Source organism: Pseudomonas sp. HY13-MNA-CIBAN-0226, from assembly GCF_040310305.1.
GTDB lineage: Bacteria > Pseudomonadota > Gammaproteobacteria > Pseudomonadales > Pseudomonadaceae > Aquipseudomonas > Aquipseudomonas gregormendelii.
This window is the reverse complement of sequence record NZ_JBEOPS010000027.1, coordinates 49595-68423: the sequence shown is the minus strand read 5'-3', so window position 1 is coordinate 68423 and position 18829 is coordinate 49595. Positions and strand designations below refer to the sequence as shown.

Here is an 18829-nt window from a genome sequence, read left to right as displayed (position 1 = left end):
CCTGGCGCCACCCTAGCCTTGCGGACATCTGCGCCGCCTCGTCCAATCGGACGAGCCCCTGCAATAGTGTTAGTCCGTTGAGACGATGTTGGGCATTTGCAAACGCCCAATACTGGCCATACGAAAACTCCACTCCATGAGGCCAGTCATGGCAATGCAAAGCATCAGCTTCGATCCCCAGGCATTCCGCGCCGCGCTCGGCACGTTCACCACCGGGGTCACGATCATCACCACCCAGACCGAAGACGGCTCTCCGGTTGGCATCACCGCCAACAGTTTCAACTCGGTGTCGCTTAACCCGCCGTTGGTACTCTGGAGCCTCTCCAAGCAGGCACGCAGTCTGCCGATCTTCAGCAGCGGCAAGCATTGGAATGTGCACGTGCTGTCCACGGAGCAGGAGACACTGTCGGGACGTTTTGCCACTCAGGGCGAGGACAAATTCGCCGAGATCGAACTCGACAATGGCATCAGCGAGGCACCGCTATTGCAAGATTGCACGGCGCGTTTCCAATGCCGCACGGCGTTCCAGTACGAAGGCGGTGACCATGTGATCTTTGTCGGTGAGGTACTCGCCTTCGATCACAGCGACCGCGCGCCGCTGGCGTTCCAAAGCGGCCAGTACGCCCTGGCAACGCGTAAGCCACGCAGCGAACTGCGACTGGCGACCACCCCGCCACCGCCCGAGTGCAGCTATACCGAGGACTTGCTCGGTTACCTGTTGGGACGTGGGCACTATCAAGTGCTGAACGTCTTGCGCAAGCTATTGAACAGTCAGCAGCTGGACGAACAGACGTTTTTTGTTCTTTCCATACTGTGTATCCGCGACAACCTCACCCTTGAGGAAATCAACACCTTTGTGAACTACACAGGCCGCGAAGTCACCCTGGCCAGCATGCGTTTTCTCGAACGCCAGCGCCTGGTGGCGTTCGAGGGCTCGGCAGAGTCCTTGCGGTTTGTCCTCACGGCCCAGGGCCGCGAAGTTTCGCTGCATCAAGTCGCTTTGGCCAAGGCCGTGGAAGAAGATCTTGCCGTCAAGCTCGGCGCGGCCGACGCTCAAGCCTTGAAGGTGTTGCTCAAGCGCCTGATCGTCGTAAGCGACCCCGGCCTGCCGGATCTGTGGGCACCACGTTGACTGCCCGCGCAGGTTTGTTGCCACCGGCCAGGGTCGGCTGGGGCAGCCATGGGTTGCTGTTGTTGCTGGCGATGGTATTTGCCGACAATTTCGTCGGTCGACAAATACTGGCGGTCATGGTCGAACCGATCAAATCCGAATTTGCGGTCAGCGACACCGCCATCGGGTTGATCTCGGGATTGGCGTTCGCGGCAGTCTATGCACTCATGGGCCTGCCAGCGGGTCGCCTGGTGGACCGCATGCCACGTATACGGCTGCTGGCAATGTCCTGTTTGCTCTGGGCCTTGGCGACCATGGCTTGTGGCCTGGCCGGCAGCTTCCTGGCGCTGGCCTTCGCGCGCATGCTGGTTGCAGTCAGCGAGTCGCCGACAACTTCGGCCTCGCTGTCGTTGATCGCAGACCTGTACCCACCACAACGGCGTTCATTTGCCATCAGTTGCTTTACCGCCGCACCGACCTTCTCCTCGATCATCGGGTTAAGCATCGGTGCCTGGGTGGTGGAGCACTATGGCTGGCGCAGTGCGTTCATTGCCCTTGGGGTGCCGGCGCTGGTGTTCAGCGCCATCCTCGCGCTTTTCGTACGCGACCCTCAACGCGGTCGTTGGGATGTTACACAGTCCCACACCCCTCACGCCCTGCTGGGCATGGGCGCTGAAGCGCGCAAGCTGTGGGCGCTGCCAGCGTATCGTTGCCTGATCCTCGCAGGTGGACTGACCACACTCAGTTCCTATGCCATTGGCATGTGGAACACCAGCTTCCTGGTGCGCTCACACGGCCTGTCCCTGCAACACGCCGGATTGCTGGCAGGAGTGATCTGCGGAATTTCGGCGGGAATCGGTGGTTTGTTCAGCGGCTGGTTGAGTGACCGCCTGTGCCGGCGCAATCCACACTGGCAAGTTTCAATCCCGATTTTCGGCCACTTGGCGGCTATCTGTGCGCTGGTCCCCTATCTGCTCTGGTCCGACTCCCTGCTGGTGCGCCTGGGTGATGTGCCGATTCCAACCGCCATGCTCTGGTGCGCGCTTTACGCATTCTTTGCCGTCTGGTGGGTCGCCCCGTCCTACAACCTTGTCACCCAACTGGTGCCACCCGGTCGACGGGGTAGCGCCATGGCTTTACAAACCATCGTCAGCACTTTGCTCGGCGTCGGTATCGGGCCACTGGCAACCGGCTTGATCAGCGATATGTTGCTTCCGCTGTTTGGCCAGGAGTCACTGCGATATGCGCTGCTGTTGGTGAATCTGCCGGTCATCTGCTCGGTGCTATTGCTGATGCGGACCGCGAGCCATGCGTCAAGCACGGGTTATGGCCACGGGGGTTAAGCTGAGCTGTGCGAGCAATTCGTCCGAAGACATGACATCGGCATATTCATCACCCAGTATTGCCAAAGTCAGTGCCTGAACCGTTGTCGCGTCCCAGCACTCCCCATGCGCCCCGACGACAGGCACGGCGGTCGTAGCGTCTGAGGGAAGGATGATCCTGTAGCCAAGGGCTTTCCCCGCACGAACGGTGGCGTCGATACTGTTATGAACCACCACCCCCGTCAGCACTAAGCGCTTCACTCGCATCCTGGTCAGCACGGCATCCAGTTCGGTACCAATGAACGCGCAGTTTTCCTGTTTGGTGATGACCGGTTCTCCCTGGATCGGGGCAACTTCTTTCTTGATGCCATTCCATGGGCCATGCACGTAATAGCTGGACGCAGGCGCCTGTTCATCGTGCTTCACGTGCAAAACGGGCCAACCGTTTGATCGCCATAGGCCAAGCAGGCGCTGGATCACTGCCAAGTACCCAGGATTGTTTTTTCCATCCCAGTTTGGGCGATCGATCGCGTCCTGAACGTCAAGGATGACAAGGGGGATCAGGCTGATTTCATCCTTCATGTGATGTCAGTCCCTTCAAGTGGAGCGCGAGTCGGCTGCCGGCCACCGCACCGCCTTGGATTGCTGGTCAATATACGTGCACCACTGCTCGGAGCTTCGATCAGGGACGTTTGCCCTGCCCCGCACCTCCAGCTTGAATTCGATCACGGATTTCCATTCCTCAGAGCCTATATCCGGCCCGTGCCCTTGCGCATCGGCGGTCAGCAGTTTCTTGTCGATCGACTGGTACCATGCCTCAGAGCACGGCGATTGCGCCTGGACAAAACCTGCGGCGCCAACAAACAACAATGCCAGATACTTGCTCATGTGCAGTCCTTTTTGATCTCGCCAGGTACCCAGTTTTCACCAGATTCGCGCCAAAAGTGTAAACCTGGATACCTGTGGACGCACGTCACCTTGAGCCTGTCTCTAAACGGTTGCGCGGCTCACTCCACCAAAAGGCCTTGCTCGTCCTCACATCTCCACCTGAGTCCCCAGTTCGATCACCCTGTTGAGTGGCAATTTGAAGTACTTCAGATTGCTATTGGCGTTCTTCAGCAGAAACGCGAACAGACCCTCTCGCCAGCGTGCCATGCCCATGCGCTTCGTTGGGACCACCGTCTCACGGCTGAGGAAATAGGTCGTGCGCATCGGGCTGAAATCCAGCTCATTCAAATGACAAAGACTTAAGGCGGTAGGCACGTCCGGCTCTTCCATGAAGCCGAAGTGGAGGCTGACCCGGAAGAACCCGTCGCCATAGGCTTCAACTTCAAACCGCCTATCTGCACTCACTCGAGGACTGTCCTCGGACACTACGGTGAGCAATACCACTTGCTCGTGCAGCACTTGGTTATGCAGCAGATTGTGCAAGAGTGCATGGGGAACCGCATCGGCCCTGGCCGTCAGGAAAACCGCAGTCCCCTGCACACGATGCGGCGGCTGTGAACGGATACTGCTGATGAACAGCGGCAAAGGCAGCGCGGTCTCATCCAGCCGCTCGACGATGATTTTCCGCCCGCGCTTCCAAGTCGTCATCAAGATAAACAGACCAATACCGGCGATCACCGGGAACGCGCCGCCCTGGAAAATCTTAGGCGCGTTGGCAGCGAAGTACAGGCTGTCGACCAGCAGAAACCCGATCAGCATGGGTATCGCCAGCCACCGAGGCGTTTTCCAAAGGAGCAGCACGACAGCCGAGGACAAGATGGTGGTGATCAACATGGTGCCCGTCACCGCGACCCCATAGGCAGCGGCCAAGGCACTGGACGACTCGAACCCGATCACCAACAGCACGACACCGACCATCAGCGCCCAGTTGACCGTGCCGATGTAAATCTGCCCCTGCTCCTGGCTGGAGGTGTGCTGGATAAACATGCGAGGGACGTAACCTAGCTGGATAGCCTGGCGCGTCAGGGAGAAAGCGCCGGAGATCACGGCTTGCGACGCGATGATGGTTGCCAGGGTGGACAGCGCGACCATCGGCAGCAGCGCCCAGCTCGGCGCGAGCAGATAGAACGGGTTGCGCACCGCTTCCGGGTTTTCCAGGATCAGGGCACCCTGGCCAAAATAATTGAGCACCAGCCCCGGCAACACAAGAATGAACCAGGCGCGGGAAATCGGTTTGCGACCAAAGTGGCCCATGTCGGCATACAGCGCCTCAGCGCCAGTCAATGCCAGCACGACGGCGCCCAAAATCGCCACACCCATTCCCGGATGAACCACGAAGAACTGCACTGCCCAAACAGGGTTAAGCGCTTGCAGCACTTCGGGACGCTGCAAAATACCGTGGATCCCGAGCGCGCCCAATACCACAAACCACAGCACCATAATCGGACCAAACAAGATGCCGATGCGGGCGGTGCCGTGTTTTTGTATCAGGAACAGCGCCACCAGCACGACCACTGACAGGGGCACCACCCAATGTTCTATGCCATCAAAAGCCAGCTGCAGCCCTTCAACCGCCGACAGCACCGAAATCGCCGGGGTAATCATGCTGTCCCCGTAAAAAAGTGCCGCCCCGAACAGGCCGAGCAGCACCAGTACCTTGCTCATGTGGGGATAAGGGCTGGCCGCGCGGCGGGCCAAAGCCGTCAATGCCATGATGCCGCCTTCGCCCTGGTTGTTGGCACGCAGGATGAACAGCACGTATTTGATCGAGACGACCCAGATCAGTGACCAAAAGATCAACGACAGGATCCCCAGCACGCCGTCGTGGTTTACCTGAACGCCGTAGTGGCCGGAAAACACTTCTTTAAGCGTGTAGAGGGGGCTGGTGCCAATGTCGCCATATACCACGCCGACAGCGGCGACGAGCATGCCCACTCCTGACGTTTTGGATGGGTAATTTTCGTTTGCAACGGTCACTGTCTCACTCAAGGGGCGCTTCTCTCAATCATCGGGGAGTACTGCACGCCTTCCTTGCGCAATGCCTCTGCTCCAGGCCTATCGGGAAGGAAAGGCCTGGGCGATTAAAAAATCGCCGCCAGTATCGTGTCCGGCAAAAACGCTGACTGTAAAAAAAACGTAAAAAAATTTCGTCAGCCACCGCCTTTGCAGCGTCACCCCAATGATCGAAGGCGGACAGCATTTCTTCCTGACTGGCATTGCGCACCCATGGCGCGTCGCTTGGCCAGGTGGGATCAGGGTGCCCATCCCTGGGCGTGACCTTTTCTACTGCGGTACGGCTTGTTTGGATGAAGTTGTTCGACGGCTCGCAGAGTTCTGGATCAGGAACACCAGAATAGCGATGGCACCGATCAGACCGGGTACCGCAAAGATGAGAAAGCTTGCCTGTAACGGCAATGAAGAAGCATGCAATGCGCCCCCCAGCAATGGACCGATGATGGCGCCGGTCCGACCGATACCCATGGCCCAACCCAGCCCTGTAGACCGAATATGCGCTGGGTAGTACTGCACCGTGCAGGCGTTAGCCAGGATTTGCGTGCCAATGGTGCACGCCCCTGCAATGGCGATGAGCAAATACAGGACGGGTAAAGGTGCTTTCAGCGCCAGCAGGCTCAGGGCGATCGCCCCGCAAGTGAAAAAAGCGAACAACACCTTGGCGATGCCAATCCGGTCTCCCAGCCAGCCTCCGGCCACTGCACCGATGATCGCGCCGCCGTTGAGCGCCAACAGAAACGCCAAGCTGGAATTCAGACCATAACCGGCGGCAGTCATCAGTTTCGGCAGCCAGGAGCTCAATGCATATACCATCAGCAAGCAACAGAAAAACGCCAGCCACAGCATCAGGGTATTCAACTTGCGCCCGTCCTGGAACAGTTGCGCAATGGACACCGTCGTCCCTTTGGCGACCATCGGGTTCAACTGGTCACCGGCGGTGGGTGCATATGACGGCGTAGTGTGTGCCAGCAGTCTTTGGGCCTCGACGGTCTGCCCGGTGCGCAGCAGGAAATCCATCGACTCCGGCAATTGCCGAATCAGAAACGGCAAGGCCAACAGCGGAATCAGCGCCACATAGAACACCGCCTGCCAGCCCCATTGGGGAATCAGCACCATGCCCAGGCCCGCTGAGAGCATCCCCCCTAGCGAATAGCCACTGAACATGATCGCCACCAGGGTGCTGCGGGATTTCTTCGGTGCGTACTCGTTCATCAGCGCGACCACGTTGGGCATGACGCCGCCGATCCCCAGGCCAGCGATGAATCGGCACAAGGCGAAGGCCTCGGGGCTCCGGGCCAGACCGTTCAGGGCTGTGACTACGCTGAAGATGGCAACACACATCATGATGGTTTTACGTCGGCCTATGCGATCCGACAATGAACCGAAAAACAATGCCCCCAGCATCATGCCCACCAGCGCGCAACTGCCCAGCGCCCCGGCCTGCAACGAACTCAAGCCCCACTCGGCCATCAGTGAGGGCAACACGACCCCATAGATGACCAGGTCATAACCGTCGAAAATGATGATCAGTGCGCACCAGAACAGCACGCGGGCATGGAAGGCATTAAAACGCGCCCCGTCAATCAGGGCCGAGACATCAATCGTACGCATGGCATCGCTCTTCTTGTCATTGTTATAGAGCCGGAGGATCTGTCGCCCCCCGGAAATCGCGCGGTGTCCAATGGTGTTAAGCAGAGCATTGAGCACTGGACATGGGTTCGATGATGGGCAAACCCGCGCCCGTGATAAATGCAGCCAGGTGAATAGGTATTATTTCGAACGTGAATAAACCTCGGACGAAACAAAAGCCCCACTGATATCCAATGGACGCGCCCCTCTGGCACTTGTTAGGCTTTGGCTCTTGCAGCGGCCATTTCAGAGCGGTGCAGACCCCAAGGGTGGGCAAAGATTTACGGCCCTTATGAGCACGCAATCTGCACGAGACGTTATGGAATTACGTGAACTTGATCTCAATCTGCTGCTGGTATTCAACCAGTTGCTCATCGACCGCCGGGTATCAACGGCGGCCGATAGCCTTGAGTTGACCCAGCCCGCTGTGAGCAACGCGTTGAAGCGCTTGCGTGTCGCTTTGAATGACGAGCTGTTCGTTCGCACGTATCAGGGAATGGAGCCCACGCCCTACGCCCTGCAGTTGGCTGAGCCGGTGGCCATGGCCATCCAGACCTTGCGCGATGCGCTGAGCCGTCAGGACACCTTCGACCCGCGCAACTGCAATCGCCGATTTACCATGGCGATGACCGACATTGGCGAAATCTACTTCATGCCGCGGCTGATGGACGCCCTGGCTGAGCGCGCGCCGGGATGCTCGATCAGTACCCTGCGCAACACCTCCAATACCCTGGCCGAAGGCTTGCAGAACGGTGCAATTGACCTCGCAGTCGGCTTGCTTCCACACCTGCAAGCCGGATTTTTTCAGCAGCGCCTGTTTCACCATCGCTATGTCTGCGTATGCCGCAAGGACCACCCCGCGACCCGGGAGCCGCTGACGCTTGAGCGTTTCTGCAGTTATGGCCACGTTCGGGTCGTCGCGGCGAACACCGGTCACGGTGAAGTAGATACGTTCCTGGCGCGGGCCGGCATCGAGCGCAACATACGCCTGGAGGTTCCGCATTTCGTCGCCGTCGGCCACATACTTCAACGCACCGACTTGATGGCCACAGTGCCTGAACGATTTGCCAGCAGTTGCGAACAACCCTTCGGGCTCGCAGTTTTACCGACGCCAGTGGAACTGCCCAACATCGAAATAAACCTGTTCTGGCATGCGCGCTATAACAAGGATCCCGCCAATCGCTGGCTGCGCCAGCTGATGTTTGAGTTGTTTTCTGATTAGTGGCTGACAATCACCCGGCCGGTTATGGATGGCCGCGTTAAAAACGCAAAATCTCCAACGTAGCGCGCAGCCCCGTGGGCGTGCGGTTTTCCAACCGGACCTGCCCTCCCAGGCGATCGGCAATCGCCTGGACGATGTTCAGCCCCAGACCCGCGCCCTGATCATTGCCGCGGCTGTAGAAGCGTTCGAACAGCCTGTCGCGATCTTCCTCATTGATCCCCGGCCCCTCATCCTCAACAGACAATTGGTAGTGATCGCCCTGTTTACTCAGCCTGACAGTGATCAAACCGTGCTTAGGCGAAAAGTTGGCGGCATTGGTCACCAAATTGTTCAAGGCGATGTCGATGGCGGCGGGATCGACCCTGACGGGGCCGATGTCGTCGCTGACATCGAAGGCCAGTTCCAGCCCCTTGTTCAACAACCAGGGCGTCAACTGCACCAGGCTGGCACGCACGGTGGCCGCCAGATCAATGGCCGGTGATGGCGGTATCGCTGATTGCGGTTCAAGGCGGGCCATGGTCAGCAATTGGTTGACCAGTCGGGTGGTACGGTCCACGCCGGCGATCAAATGTTCCAGGGACTCACGGCGATCCTCTTCGCTCCCCGCCTCCATCAGGTTCTGTGCATGGACCCTGAGCACCGCTAACGGCGTACGCATCTCATGGGCCGCATCAGCGATAAAACGCCGCTCGCGCCCCATGACTTCCTGGATCTGCGCGAGCATGCGATTGAGCGCCGCTTGCATCGGTTCCAGCTCGCTGGGCAGCGGGGTCAGTTGCAGCGGCTCCAGCGAGCCGCTATGCCGAGCCCGCAGCGTGGCCGCCATGTCGGCCAGGGGCTTGAGGCCCCAGCCAATGGCCATCCACACCATCGCTGCCAGAATCAGGCTGCCCAGCACATTGGGCAACAGGGTATGGCGCAGGATCCGGTCCACCAGGTCCGAACGCACATCGTCCCGTTCACCCACCCAGATCCGTAGATCCGTCTGTTTGTCCTCCAGCATGAAGGCGCGCCAGTGGCGGTTGTTCAGGTCCACCACATCACTGAAGCCTGGGGTGACTGGCGGTGTGCCAAAAGACGGTGCACTGGCGGTGTGCACCAGCACCTGGCCCTGACGATTCCAGACCTGAAAGGCAATTTTGCTTTCATAGGGATGGCCATCGACCTTGGGCACCGCCTCGCCCAAGGCCTTATTGAACGCCTGGTACAGTTCGGCGTGTTCCTTGCTGGCCAGCGGCATGCGCATCACGCCCTGCAGCAGCCGGGCGTTCTGGGCTAGCTGGGCGTCGTAGACTTCGGCGATTTCGTGATTGCTGTCGTTCCAGTTGAACACGGTGATCACTGCCAGGCCGGCGAGCATCAGGCCGATGATCAGCGTCAGCGTGCGACGCCGGATGGAGGTCATCGACGTTCCTCCACCAGGTAACCAACTCCGCGAATGGTACGGATCAGGTCAGTGGAGAACTTTTTGCGCAGGTGATGAATGTGCACTTCCAGCGTGTTGCTTTCGGCCTCTTCGTTCCAGCCGTAGAGCAACTGCATCAGGTGATCGCGGGTCATGACCCGGCCCGGTGGCGAGAGAAGTTCGTGGAGCAGTTGATACTCCTTGGGCGTCAGTGCCACCGGTTCACCCATATAGCTGACTTGCTGCGTGCCCGGATTGAGGCTGATGCCAGCGTGTTCGATGAGCATCTGCGCACGCCCGGCGCTGCGCCGCAGCAAGGCCCGCAGACGCGCCTTGAGTTCGGCCAGATCGAAGGGCTTGATCAGGTAATCGTCGGCACCGGCATCCAGCCCGGCGATACGGTCTTCGGTGGCGTCCCGCGCCGTAAGAATCAACACCGGCAGGTTGGAGCCGCTGTCACGCAGGCGGCGCAGCACTTCCAGCCCGTCCATGCGTGGCAGGCCGAGGTCGAGCACCGCCAGGTCGAAGGATTCGCTGAGTAGCGCGTGCAAGGCACTGCTACCGTCCTGCAACCAGTCCACGGTGTACCCTTCGCGGCCGAGGGCCTGATGAATGCCTTCACCCAGCGCCACGTCATCCTCAATCAGTAATAAGCGCACACGGACTCCTGTCAGTCTATTTTCTTGTTCACGTCCACCAGCAGCGCTTCGATCTCTTTGCGCCGTCCGGCGTCGGCCAGTTCCCGTCCTGGCCTTGGGGCAGCCTGCAGGGCTTTTTGCAGCGCACCCCGGGCTTCGCTGTAGCGTTTTTGACGGTAGAGGTGATCGCCCCAGAAGTACAGACTATCGATGCCGTCAGGGTTCAGTTGCAAGGCCTGCTTGAGCAACTGATCGGCCCTGTCAGCGTCACCGAAACCGATCGGCCAGCCTGGCACACGGTCGTACAGTGCGCCGAGGCTGGTGTAGGCCGAGCCTTGCAAGGCTTTGGGGTCCAGGGCCAGGGCTTTCTCCAGATCGACTTTTGCATCCTTGACCTTGCTCAATGCTCCGAGCCCGCCCTGGGCACCGGCCCAACTGCTGGTGACGATTCCGGACCAGATCCAGGCTTCGGCCACGGACTGGCGGTCGTGCGTGAACGCCGACGCCTGGCCGGCCAGCTTTTCAAAAGCGGCGGTACGTTGATCGGCGGGCATTTCATATTGAATGTGTGCCCAGCTTTGCTGGATGCCACTGAGACGTTGTTGATCGGCGGCATCAAGCGCCCAGGCGTTTGCGCTCAAGGCGCCCATCAGCAGGCAGGCGAAGATTTTTTTCATGGCTTGAGGTTCTCGTTATCAGGCTTCTGACTCAGACGACGGATCAGTGGCAGCTGCTTGCGCAGGCCGCGATCCACCAGGTTGGGCAACAGGCTGTTCAGGCCCACGAAGAAGCGTTCCGGCCAGCCCAGGTACAGGTCACGGTGGTCACCGGCAATGGCGTGCATCACCGCCGAGGCAACTTTTTGCGGATCATCGACGTTGGATTTGAGGGCATCATTCAACGCCTGCGCTGCCGCGCTGTTCATGCTGGTGCGGGTGGCTCGTGGTGCGACGTACAACACCCCGACCCGGGTGTCGGCGAGCTCACGACGCAGGGCTTCGGAAAACCCCCGCAGGGCAAACTTGGTGGCGCAATAGCTGGCGTAGCCGGGGTAACCGATCGAGCCATAGGTCGAGCCGACGTTCACCACCATGGCGCTTTCAGCCTGCTTGAGCAGCGGCAGCAGCAACCTGGTGAGGCAGATCGGCGCGCTGACGTTCACCGCCAGCATGGCGTTGATGTCGCTGTCATCGAGCTGTTCAAGCATGGCGAAGTGATTGATCCCGGCGGCGTTGATCAGCAGGTTCAGACCCCCGATGCCTTCGGCGGCGGCCAGTACTTTACGGCGGTCGGTGAGGAACGTCAGGTCGGCGCCGACCCAGGACAACTGCTGTGGGTAGCGTTCCAGTAAAGGCACCAGCGGTTCCCGGTGCCGAGCCACGGCCAATACCCTGGCGCCACTGGCGCACAGGGCCGTGGCGATTGCCAGGCCGATGCCGCCACTGGCGCCGGTCAGCACCACGCGGGCTTCAGACAGGCGCATGGGGGGTCTCCCCGTCGCGCGGCAAGCCGCGGAACATATCGGTGTACAGCGCGTACACCACTTTGGAGGCATGAATCACGGCAGCCTGGTCAGACGGATCATCAAGGGTGTTCATCAAGCGGCGATAGGTCTGCATGTGCTCGATATCCAGCGAGCCATGGGAGCTGAGGTAACTGAACGCGCTTTGCGGCAAGTCCAGGCGTTCGCGGATGCTCTCGGCGGCGTGGGTGGCCAGGGCGATACTGGTGCCTTCCAGCACATTGACCATGCCAAACAGGCCCACCGGATTGCCCCGGGCAATCAGGTCGTAGAGGTAGCTGACCATCAATTCGATCGGCAAGGAGGGACGACCGTCGCGCACCGCCGCCTTGTCGCCACCGCAGGCTTCGATATCGTTGAGAATCCACTGTTCGTGGCCGTATTCGTCTTCGATGTACTCGCACACTGCTTTGCGCAGCCATTCCAGACGCGACGGCAGGCGTGCACCGCAGGCCATCATCAACGGCACGGTATGGCGCACGTGGTAATAGGCTTGCGCCAGGAAGGCCCGGTAGCTCTCCAGGCTGACCTTGCCCTCCAGAGCATCGCGAATGACCGGCAGGTTGAACAGCGCGTGGCGTTCGTGTTGAGTGGCTTCTTGCAGGTTGTCGAAAAAACTCATGACGCAGATTCCTCTGAAAAAAAAGCGTTAGTCAGTTGCGCGCGGTACTGCTCGACGATGGCGTCCCGGCGTGGTCGGCCATTGGCAGTCAGCAAGCCGTTGGCGGAGGTGAACGGTTGAGCGAGACGGGTCCAGTGGTGAACCTGGGCGTAATTGGGCAAGGCCGCGTTGGCCTGAGCCACGGCGGCGGCCAACTCCGCGTCTGTGCAATCGAGGCGATGAGGCCAAAGCAGCGCGTGATTGCCCGGCATGGCCTCGCCGTAGACAAAGGCCTGGGCGATATCGCGGCGTTGAGTCAGTTCGGACTCGACCCATTCGGGGTTCACATTGCGGCCATAACTGGTGACGAACTGGTGTTTCTTGCGTCCCTTGAGGTACAGAAAGCCCTCGGCGTCGAATTCACCGAGATCGCCGCTGGGCCACCACTCATCGCAGTGCTCAGCCTGGCCGAGGTAACCCAGCAGGGTCGAGCCCTTGATCAGCACTTCGCCGTCGTCGGCCAGACGGATCTCCACGTGGGGCAGAGGCCGCCCGACGCTGCCGGCGCGACGTGCCTCTGGCCGGTTCAGGCACACCACCGACGCGCACTCCGACAGCCCGTAGCCTTCATAAACCGGCAGACCGGCCCGTCGCGCCCGGTGCAGCAAATCTTCACTCACCCGGGCGCCGCCCACTGCGGCAAAACGCAACGAGTAGGGGCTGAAGGCTTTTTGCTCGGCGGCGCTGACCAATAACAACAGCAACTGCGGCACCAGAATCACACTCTCGGGCGCACGGGTGGCCAGGCAACCGAGCAGTCGCGGCACATCCACACCGCTGGCCCCCTCGATACCGAGGGTTTTCTGGCTGGGCAGGCTCAGCTTCGCACCGGCGTACAGCGCCGCATAGCAGCCGATGTTTTCCAACAGGATCGCCAGTGGCAAAAGCGCAAGGTGATGCTGTAGATCAGTGGGCTTGCTTGCCTGATCGAGTTCGCGGGCGACCCGCAGGATACTTTCGGCACTCAGGCACACGCCTTTGGGAGTGCCGGTGGTGCCCGAGGTGAAGGTCAGTTTGGCGGTGCCCTCGGGCATTCGGTTCGGGCCGTTGAAAGTGCGCCGCCAGAATTCACCGTTCTTTTCGTAGCCGCCCGTTTGCAGTTCCGCTTCCAGAGCCGGCTCGGCAATCACCAGGGCAGCCTGGCTTTGCTTGAGACAATGTTTACGTTGAGCTGGCGTGAAGAAAGGGGGCAACGCCAGGCAGGTCAAGCCTTCGAACAACACGGCCAGGTCCCACAGCATGGCGTCGACACCATTGTCCAGGGCCAGTGCAACAACCTGGACGTTTTCATCCCGTAGACGCTGCTGGCGGTACATCACTTCCGCGTAGAGCGTCGCGTAGTCCAGCTTCAGGTGATCCCCCCAAATAGCGATGGCATTGGTCTTGCGTTCGGCATGGGAGCGCAGGGTCTGTTTGAAACGCTCGATTTCAGGCGACATGGCTGGATTCCTCGATGGACGCTGGCAACCCCAATCGGCTGAACATCCCTATGTTGCGCAAATGAATGAAGCCGGCGCGGATGTTGCCAACGTGCACCCAGGGTTTGCTCTCGTAGTAGCTGCCCCAGCTGTGGCGGTCCTCGCCCAAACGCGCGGGATCGGCGGCGCAAAGGGTCACGGGCTTCAAGCCCAGACGGTGAAAGCTGTTCACCAGGCCGATGTTGCCGGTGAACGCCACCCATTCCAGGCCGCCCATGGCCAGCAGATAGGTAATGGCGATGATGCTCATGCGTGCACTGCCAGTGTCGCTGGCGGCCAGGTTGCCCACTTCAACGATGCCCCTGCGGGCGACTTCACAGTCGGCAGCGGCACTGATCAGCGGGTCGACCGGCTCGTCCAGGTAGCGTTCCAGAAACAGCGGTTCACGGCTCGCCAGGCGCACGCCGGCCACTGCACACAGTTCACCTGAGGCGTTGTTCATGCCGAACAGCTCCGGCATGAAGTGACGGATGTCCGCGCCGTGGGCCCTGCGGAAGCGTTTCTGGATAAAGGCTTCCAGGACGGGGCGCAGGGGCTCGTCCGGCAGAGCGCGGGCCAGACTCAGCTGCGGGGTTTCGGCTTGGCCGAAATGCAGGGGCAGAGCGATGTTCCAGTCAATATCGGGCATTGGAAGACGCCTCCCGGGAAAGTGTGGGAGAAGTATCCGAGGCATTTCTTAACGGAGTCTGAAGGTGGCCAAAAGATCGGCAGGGGCAGTCTTCAGATTGCCTTAAGACTGGATAGGCAGGCTGGCGTCATTCCGTTCGCTTACCGAACGAAACCGGACCGCGCAAATGATTGTGCAGCCACACCAACGTCCAAGAGGCCTGTTATGACTCGCGATTTACTCGCTCACAACCGCTACGCAAAACTCTCGATCACCTTGCACTGGCTGATGCTCGGGCTGTTTGTCGGGGTCTATGCCTGTATCGAGATCAGGGGCTGGCTGCCGCGCCAGCACCCGTTGAAAGGACCACTACTGGGTACCCATGCGCTTTTTGGACTGGCGATTTTTTCCTTGGTGTGGGTGCGCTTACTCGGTCGTTTACAAAAACGTCCGCCCATCACGCCTCGCCCCCCCGCGTGGCAGACTGCGCTGGCCCACCTCACCCACCTGGCGCTCTATGTGCTGATGATCGTCACGCCCCTGCTCGCCTGGCTGATGCTCAGTGCCGCCGGTAAACCAATACCGTACTTTGCTTTTACCCTGCCCTCGCCTATCGCACTCGATCCTGATTTGGCGAAGCAATTCAAAGAATGGCATGAATGGCTGGGTAACGCCGGGTACTGGCTGATTGGCGTGCACGCCTGCGCCGGGATTTTCCACCATTACTGGATGCGCGATAACACCCTGACCCGGATCCTGCCCAAGCGCTTTGTGCGCTAGTGTCTGACGGCAATCATTCCAACCTTCAGCACTACTGAACCGCTGACCTGGTCCAGCCAGGGCAACGGCTTGACTCCGCTTGGCCTGTCAGGTGCAGAAATCGAGGGCGCCTGGCCTTCATCGCCCTGGTGCACGACAACGGACAATTGATTGAGGTGGGCGTCAGTCGTTATGCGGCCACGGGTGAACAGCAATGTGAATGCGCCATTACGGTCGCCGATGAATGGAATCACCTGGGACTGGGTACACTGCTGATGGAACATTTGATCAAGGCGGCGCGCCACAACGGTTACCGGCAGATGTATTCGGTCGATTCCGCCAGCAACGCGCCCATGCGTGACCTCGCCAGATCGCTTGGGTTTGAAACTTACACTGACCCTGATGACCGCCACCAGGTCATTCATCGTCTGCAACTGTGAACCGTCGCCCCGCGATCTTTCGGCCAACGGTTGATCAGGATTGATGGGTTATGTGAAGGGCGACTTGATCTCTATCAGCTTGCGTAGAGGCCTCATTCAGAGCAACCAGATCCCAGCCCACATAGCCAGTGTGAGCAGGACCTGACCCGGAATTACGTAAAGGGCGAACCGGCTTCCACCACTGACCCACGCCACCGCGCATTTGCTCAGCGAATTACTGCTGATGGCGATCAGTACAGGCACGGCAATGGCGTCGAATGGCAACTGACCCGATTTGGCCAGGGAGGCAATCGACGCCGTCGAAGCATGGGCATCGGCGAAACCGGTGAAGGTCGCCGTCACCATCACCCCCGCTTCCCCGTAGTACCTGAGCATCACCGAGGACAGGAAAGTGATGCCGGTCACGGTCAGGGTCACCACCAGCGCCAGCTTGAGATTGAACGCACCGCCGACCTTGATCGGCTGGCTGGCGTTCGTCGCGGTTTTCGGAAACATCAGGCACAGGCCATACAGGGCGGTAGCAAGCGCGCCGCATACCAGTGGACCGAAAACCGGCCGCAGCAGACCGGTGTCGACCGCACCCAGGATCAGGCCCGCTTGAACGAAGGTCGCGAGGTTGGACCAGATCGCGGCGGCGCTCAGGAGCTTGACGTTGACCGGCTCCCTGGCGGCGATATGGCCCATCGCGGCGATTGTCACAGTACTGGACGCGAATCCGGAGGCAATGGCGCTGATCGCATAGCCATAGCGGGTGCCCAAGGCACGAACCGCGACATGCCCCACTGCCCCAACCACCATCAGCAGGACGGTCAGGGTACAAATGGTACGCAGGTTGATCGCCCCATACGGACCGATATAGCGATCAGGCGCCAGCGGCAGCACCACCAGGGCGGCCGTCAGCAGGACCAGTGCGTCGCGCATTTCGCCATCGGTTAACTGGCTGCGGGCGAAGTGGTGCAACTTCTCGCGGTAGGCCAGCAATCCGGCCATCACCACCGCCATGGTCACCGCCAGTTGTGGCTGACTGCTGCAGAGGGCCCCCAGTACCAAGACGGTGAGCAAGGCCACTTCACTGGTCACCCCCGGGTCGTCGCTTAAGCTGCGCCAGTAGGCGACCGTCACCAGCCCCCCAAGGGTGATCGCCAGGGCCGCGACCAGCAGGCCGCCAGCCACCTGCATCGCCCCATAGCCCAGCAGCGCGGTAATCGCGAAAGTGCGCAACCCGGCGCAGGCACGGCTTTGCCCCTCGCCTTTGTGCCGCTCGCGCTCAAGACCGATGAGCAGGCCAATTCCAAGCGCAGCGGCGGCTCCCGTGAGGCCCGGGCTCTCGATCATGAGGCGCTCATTCGCCTGGGCAAAGCACGTTCGATCCTCACGGTGTGATCGCCACTTTCATCACCCCGTCCCGCTGGTGGGCAAACAGGTCATAGGCGGCTTCAATATCATCGAGTTTGTAGCGGTGCGTCACCAGGGGTGACAGATCCACGCCCCCGCTGTTGACCACCGCCATCAGGCGACGCATGCGCTCCTTGCCGCCGGGGCACAGGGTGGTGACGATGCTGTAGTCCCCCAATCCTGCGGCGAAGGCATCCAGCGGAATGCGCAGATCGCTTGAATAAACCCCCAGGCTGGACAAGCGACCGCCGGGACGCAGCACCCGCAGGGCAGATTCGAAAGTCCCTTGGGTGCCCAATGCCTCGATGGACACATCGACACCTCGGCCATCGGTCAGGGCCATGATCTGATCGACCACGTTGCCGTCCTTGAAATTGACCACATGGGTCGCGCCCAGCTGCCGCGCGACGCTCATGCGTTCGGGTACGGCGTCAACGCCTATGATCGTGGTCGCGCCCTTGAGGCGGGCGCCAGCCACCGCGCACAGGCCGATCGGCCCGAGGGCAAACACGACAACGGTATCGCCAATGCTCACTTCACCGCGCTCGGCCCCGGAAAATCCGGTGGACATGATGTCCGGGCACATGAGTACCTGCTCATCGCTGAGGCCGTCGGGAATGGGACACAAATTGGCGATTGCGTCCGGCACCAGCAGGTACTCGGCCTGGCACCCGTCAATGATGTTGCCGAATTTCCAGCCGCCTGTGGCGCGAAACCCGTGGCGGGTATCCGGGCCGTCCTGGGAAGCGCAGCCGCACAGGCAGGCGTAACTTTGGCCGCTGGGGGTGATGGCTCCGGCAATGACCCGTTGCCCTTCGACGAAGCCGCGCACCTGAGAGCCCAGTCGTTCAATCACACCAACCGGTTCGTGCCCAACGGTCAGCCCTTTGGCCACTGGGTATTCACCGCGCAGGATGTGTACGTCGGTGCCGCAAATGGTCGTGGTGGTGATACGGATCAGCGCATCCAGTGGGCCCACCTCGGGAATGGGTTTGTCCTCCAGCACGATCCGGTTTTTCTCAACGAAAACTGCTGCTTTCATGGTCGCCATGCTGATTGCTCCTTTGTCCGTGTGCGCCAAAGTTCAGCACAGCCAGCAGATTGCACCGCAATGACCGATGAAAGGTTGATAACGATCAACAGTTACTGGCTTTGACGACCGCATGCTTGACAACATTTATGCTCATGACCTCTCGCCCATCAGTTCGGACGAGTTTGGCTTCAGCAAACGGGTCATAGATCTTTGCGGGAGCTGCGGATACGCTGTAGTCCTTCCTGATGACTGCCCCAGATTGCCAGAACAATGACCCGCGAATCACTTTCAAGCCGTGAGGTATGCCAGATCCTGAGAGACCTGGCCCTGGGTACGCGGTCTATCCAACGAATCAGCCGTCAGGCCTCTCCGGGAATTGACGCGGGCCAGATCCGTGTTGAAGTCGATGGCTGGGTGCTCAACCTGTGCCAGGACCAGGGCACCCTCACCCGCTGTGAATCCTGCATCGCTGCGGATGGCCGCTCGGCCACGTTTGCCGACTGGCATCGTTATGGGACTGATCCCGTGGAGCTGCTGAGTACCTGGGAGCGTGCGCAAGTCGAGGGGCTGTTGGCCGACCCGCAAAGCGTCGAGGCACGTGCGATATGATGAGAGGTGCGAGCCAAGCGTGACAGGTGAACTAATC

General features: G+C 60.2%; 18 protein-coding genes and 1 pseudogene. 6 read left to right on the top strand and 13 right to left on the bottom strand.

Annotation, left to right across the window (positions count from 1 at the left end; translation table 11 throughout):
• Positions 1 to 148: 148 nt before the first annotated feature.
• Together AAEZ05_RS25325 and AAEZ05_RS25320 are read left to right on the top strand one after the other, a co-directional pair.
• Positions 149 to 1132, top strand: a complete 984-nt coding sequence (locus tag AAEZ05_RS25325) for a flavin reductase family protein (RefSeq protein ID WP_045058559.1) — start codon at positions 149 to 151, stop codon at positions 1130 to 1132.
• Complete coding sequence (locus AAEZ05_RS25320; protein WP_350649391.1) at positions 1129 to 2454, top strand: spinster family MFS transporter; 1326 nt, start codon at positions 1129 to 1131, stop codon at positions 2452 to 2454. Before AAEZ05_RS25325 ends, AAEZ05_RS25320 begins: the two co-directional genes overlap by 4 nt.
• On the opposite strand, the gene AAEZ05_RS25315 is transcribed toward AAEZ05_RS25320, so the two are convergent.
• The 4 genes from AAEZ05_RS25315 to AAEZ05_RS25300 all read right to left on the bottom strand — a co-directional run bounded on the left by AAEZ05_RS25315 (position 2425) and on the right by AAEZ05_RS25300 (position 7005).
• Positions 2425 to 3015 carry an isochorismatase family protein gene (locus tag AAEZ05_RS25315; protein ID WP_350649389.1) on the bottom strand — a complete coding sequence of 197 codons (591 nt, stop codon included), beginning with the start codon at positions 3013 to 3015 and terminating at the stop codon, positions 2425 to 2427. The two genes, AAEZ05_RS25320 and AAEZ05_RS25315, sit on opposite strands and share 30 nt — an antisense overlap.
• Positions 3016 to 3030: 15 nt before the next feature.
• Positions 3031 to 3321, bottom strand: coding sequence for a hypothetical protein (locus AAEZ05_RS25310; RefSeq protein WP_350649387.1), 291 nt, complete (start codon positions 3319 to 3321; stop codon positions 3031 to 3033).
• Positions 3322 to 3468: 147 nt separating this feature from the next.
• Positions 3469 to 5310 carry a potassium transporter Kup gene (locus tag AAEZ05_RS25305; RefSeq protein ID WP_045058562.1) on the bottom strand — a complete coding sequence of 614 codons (1842 nt, stop codon included), beginning with the start codon at positions 5308 to 5310 and terminating at the stop codon, positions 3469 to 3471.
• Positions 5311 to 5664: 354 nt separating this feature from the next.
• The gene (locus AAEZ05_RS25300) at positions 5665 to 7005 is read right to left on the bottom strand and encodes an MFS transporter (RefSeq protein WP_350649385.1); all 1341 of its coding nucleotides are present in this window, start codon (positions 7003 to 7005) and stop codon (positions 5665 to 5667) included.
• A gap of 337 nt (positions 7006 to 7342) precedes the next feature.
• Between AAEZ05_RS25300 and AAEZ05_RS25295 the strand changes: the two genes are divergently transcribed.
• On the top strand, positions 7343 to 8245 hold the full coding sequence (locus AAEZ05_RS25295) for a LysR family transcriptional regulator (protein ID WP_350649383.1): 903 nt from the start codon (positions 7343 to 7345) through the stop codon (positions 8243 to 8245).
• A gap of 37 nt (positions 8246 to 8282) precedes the next feature.
• Here the strand turns inward: AAEZ05_RS25295 and AAEZ05_RS25290 are convergent, their stop codons facing one another.
• Genes AAEZ05_RS25290 through AAEZ05_RS25260 form a run of 7 tightly spaced genes read right to left on the bottom strand, consistent with a single transcriptional unit; the run spans position 8283 to position 14577 of the window.
• Positions 8283 to 9650 carry a sensor histidine kinase gene (locus AAEZ05_RS25290; protein WP_045058565.1) on the bottom strand — a complete coding sequence of 456 codons (1368 nt, stop codon included), beginning with the start codon at positions 9648 to 9650 and terminating at the stop codon, positions 8283 to 8285.
• On the bottom strand, positions 9647 to 10309 hold the full coding sequence (locus AAEZ05_RS25285; RefSeq protein ID WP_045058566.1) for a response regulator: 663 nt from the start codon (positions 10307 to 10309) through the stop codon (positions 9647 to 9649). Before AAEZ05_RS25285 ends, AAEZ05_RS25290 begins: the two co-directional genes overlap by 4 nt.
• 11 nt (positions 10310 to 10320) lie before the next feature.
• Positions 10321 to 10965: a tetratricopeptide repeat protein gene (locus tag AAEZ05_RS25280; protein WP_045058567.1), complete on the bottom strand. Its 645-nt coding sequence runs from the start codon at positions 10963 to 10965 to the stop codon at positions 10321 to 10323.
• Positions 10962 to 11771 (bottom strand): SDR family oxidoreductase, encoded by an 810-nt coding sequence (locus AAEZ05_RS25275; protein ID WP_045058568.1) that lies wholly within the window; start codon positions 11769 to 11771, stop codon positions 10962 to 10964. The genes AAEZ05_RS25280 and AAEZ05_RS25275 overlap by 4 nt, the downstream gene beginning before the upstream one ends.
• Complete coding sequence (locus AAEZ05_RS25270; RefSeq protein WP_205892352.1) at positions 11758 to 12432, bottom strand: iron-containing redox enzyme family protein; 675 nt, start codon at positions 12430 to 12432, stop codon at positions 11758 to 11760. Before AAEZ05_RS25270 ends, AAEZ05_RS25275 begins: the two co-directional genes overlap by 14 nt.
• Entirely contained in the window at positions 12429 to 13910 is a 1482-nt protein-coding gene (locus AAEZ05_RS25265; RefSeq protein ID WP_350649381.1) for an AMP-binding protein, read from the bottom strand. Before AAEZ05_RS25265 ends, AAEZ05_RS25270 begins: the two co-directional genes overlap by 4 nt.
• Positions 13900 to 14577 carry a thermostable hemolysin gene (locus tag AAEZ05_RS25260; RefSeq protein WP_205892351.1) on the bottom strand — a complete coding sequence of 226 codons (678 nt, stop codon included), beginning with the start codon at positions 14575 to 14577 and terminating at the stop codon, positions 13900 to 13902. Before AAEZ05_RS25260 ends, AAEZ05_RS25265 begins: the two co-directional genes overlap by 11 nt.
• A 204-nt stretch (positions 14578 to 14781) precedes the next feature.
• Here AAEZ05_RS25260 and AAEZ05_RS25255 point away from each other — a divergent pair, with 204 nt between their 5' ends.
• Positions 14782 to 15336 (top strand): cytochrome b, encoded by a 555-nt coding sequence (locus AAEZ05_RS25255; protein ID WP_350649379.1) that lies wholly within the window; start codon positions 14782 to 14784, stop codon positions 15334 to 15336.
• A gap of 98 nt (positions 15337 to 15434) precedes the next feature.
• A pseudogene (locus tag AAEZ05_RS25250) lies at positions 15435 to 15755 on the top strand (GNAT family N-acetyltransferase); the annotation flags it as partial.
• A gap of 96 nt (positions 15756 to 15851) precedes the next feature.
• Here AAEZ05_RS25250 and AAEZ05_RS25245 read toward each other — a convergent pair.
• On the bottom strand, positions 15852 to 17090 hold the full coding sequence (locus AAEZ05_RS25245) for an MgtC/SapB family protein (RefSeq protein WP_045058573.1): 1239 nt from the start codon (positions 17088 to 17090) through the stop codon (positions 15852 to 15854).
• A gap of 37 nt (positions 17091 to 17127) precedes the next feature.
• The gene (locus AAEZ05_RS25240; protein ID WP_045058574.1) at positions 17128 to 18201 is read right to left on the bottom strand and encodes an NAD(P)-dependent alcohol dehydrogenase; all 1074 of its coding nucleotides are present in this window, start codon (positions 18199 to 18201) and stop codon (positions 17128 to 17130) included.
• 252 nt (positions 18202 to 18453) lie between these two features.
• Here AAEZ05_RS25240 and AAEZ05_RS25235 point away from each other — a divergent pair, with 252 nt between their 5' ends.
• A complete protein-coding gene (locus AAEZ05_RS25235; protein WP_045058575.1) occupies positions 18454 to 18792 on the top strand; it encodes a DUF7693 family protein in 339 nt (112 codons plus the stop codon).
• Positions 18793 to 18829: the final 37 nt, after the last annotated feature.

Coding starts and splice junctions, on each gene's coding strand:
- AAEZ05_RS25270 (WP_205892352.1), bottom strand. CDS start 12,432: ATGAGTTTTTTCGACAACCTGCAAGAAGCCACTCAACACGAACGCCAC.
- AAEZ05_RS25265 (WP_350649381.1), bottom strand. CDS start 13,910: ATGTCGCCTGAAATCGAGCGTTTCAAACAGACCCTGCGCTCCCATGCC.
- AAEZ05_RS25305 (WP_045058562.1), bottom strand. CDS start 5,310: ATGCTCGTCGCCGCTGTCGGCGTGGTATATGGCGACATTGGCACCAGC.
- AAEZ05_RS25275 (WP_045058568.1), bottom strand. CDS start 11,771: ATGCGCCTGTCTGAAGCCCGCGTGGTGCTGACCGGCGCCAGTGGCGGC.
- AAEZ05_RS25235 (WP_045058575.1), top strand. CDS start 18,454: ATGACCCGCGAATCACTTTCAAGCCGTGAGGTATGCCAGATCCTGAGA.
- AAEZ05_RS25280 (WP_045058567.1), bottom strand. CDS start 10,965: ATGAAAAAAATCTTCGCCTGCCTGCTGATGGGCGCCTTGAGCGCAAAC.
- AAEZ05_RS25315 (WP_350649389.1), bottom strand. CDS start 3,015: ATGAAGGATGAAATCAGCCTGATCCCCCTTGTCATCCTTGACGTTCAG.
- AAEZ05_RS25325 (WP_045058559.1), top strand. CDS start 149: ATGGCAATGCAAAGCATCAGCTTCGATCCCCAGGCATTCCGCGCCGCG.
- AAEZ05_RS25240 (WP_045058574.1), bottom strand. CDS start 18,201: ATGGCGACCATGAAAGCAGCAGTTTTCGTTGAGAAAAACCGGATCGTG.
- AAEZ05_RS25245 (WP_045058573.1), bottom strand. CDS start 17,090: ATGATCGAGAGCCCGGGCCTCACGGGAGCCGCCGCTGCGCTTGGAATT.
- AAEZ05_RS25290 (WP_045058565.1), bottom strand. CDS start 9,650: ATGACCTCCATCCGGCGTCGCACGCTGACGCTGATCATCGGCCTGATG.
- AAEZ05_RS25295 (WP_350649383.1), top strand. CDS start 7,343: ATGGAATTACGTGAACTTGATCTCAATCTGCTGCTGGTATTCAACCAG.
- AAEZ05_RS25255 (WP_350649379.1), top strand. CDS start 14,782: ATGACTCGCGATTTACTCGCTCACAACCGCTACGCAAAACTCTCGATC.
- AAEZ05_RS25260 (WP_205892351.1), bottom strand. CDS start 14,577: ATGCCCGATATTGACTGGAACATCGCTCTGCCCCTGCATTTCGGCCAA.
- AAEZ05_RS25310 (WP_350649387.1), bottom strand. CDS start 3,321: ATGAGCAAGTATCTGGCATTGTTGTTTGTTGGCGCCGCAGGTTTTGTC.
- AAEZ05_RS25300 (WP_350649385.1), bottom strand. CDS start 7,005: ATGCGTACGATTGATGTCTCGGCCCTGATTGACGGGGCGCGTTTTAAT.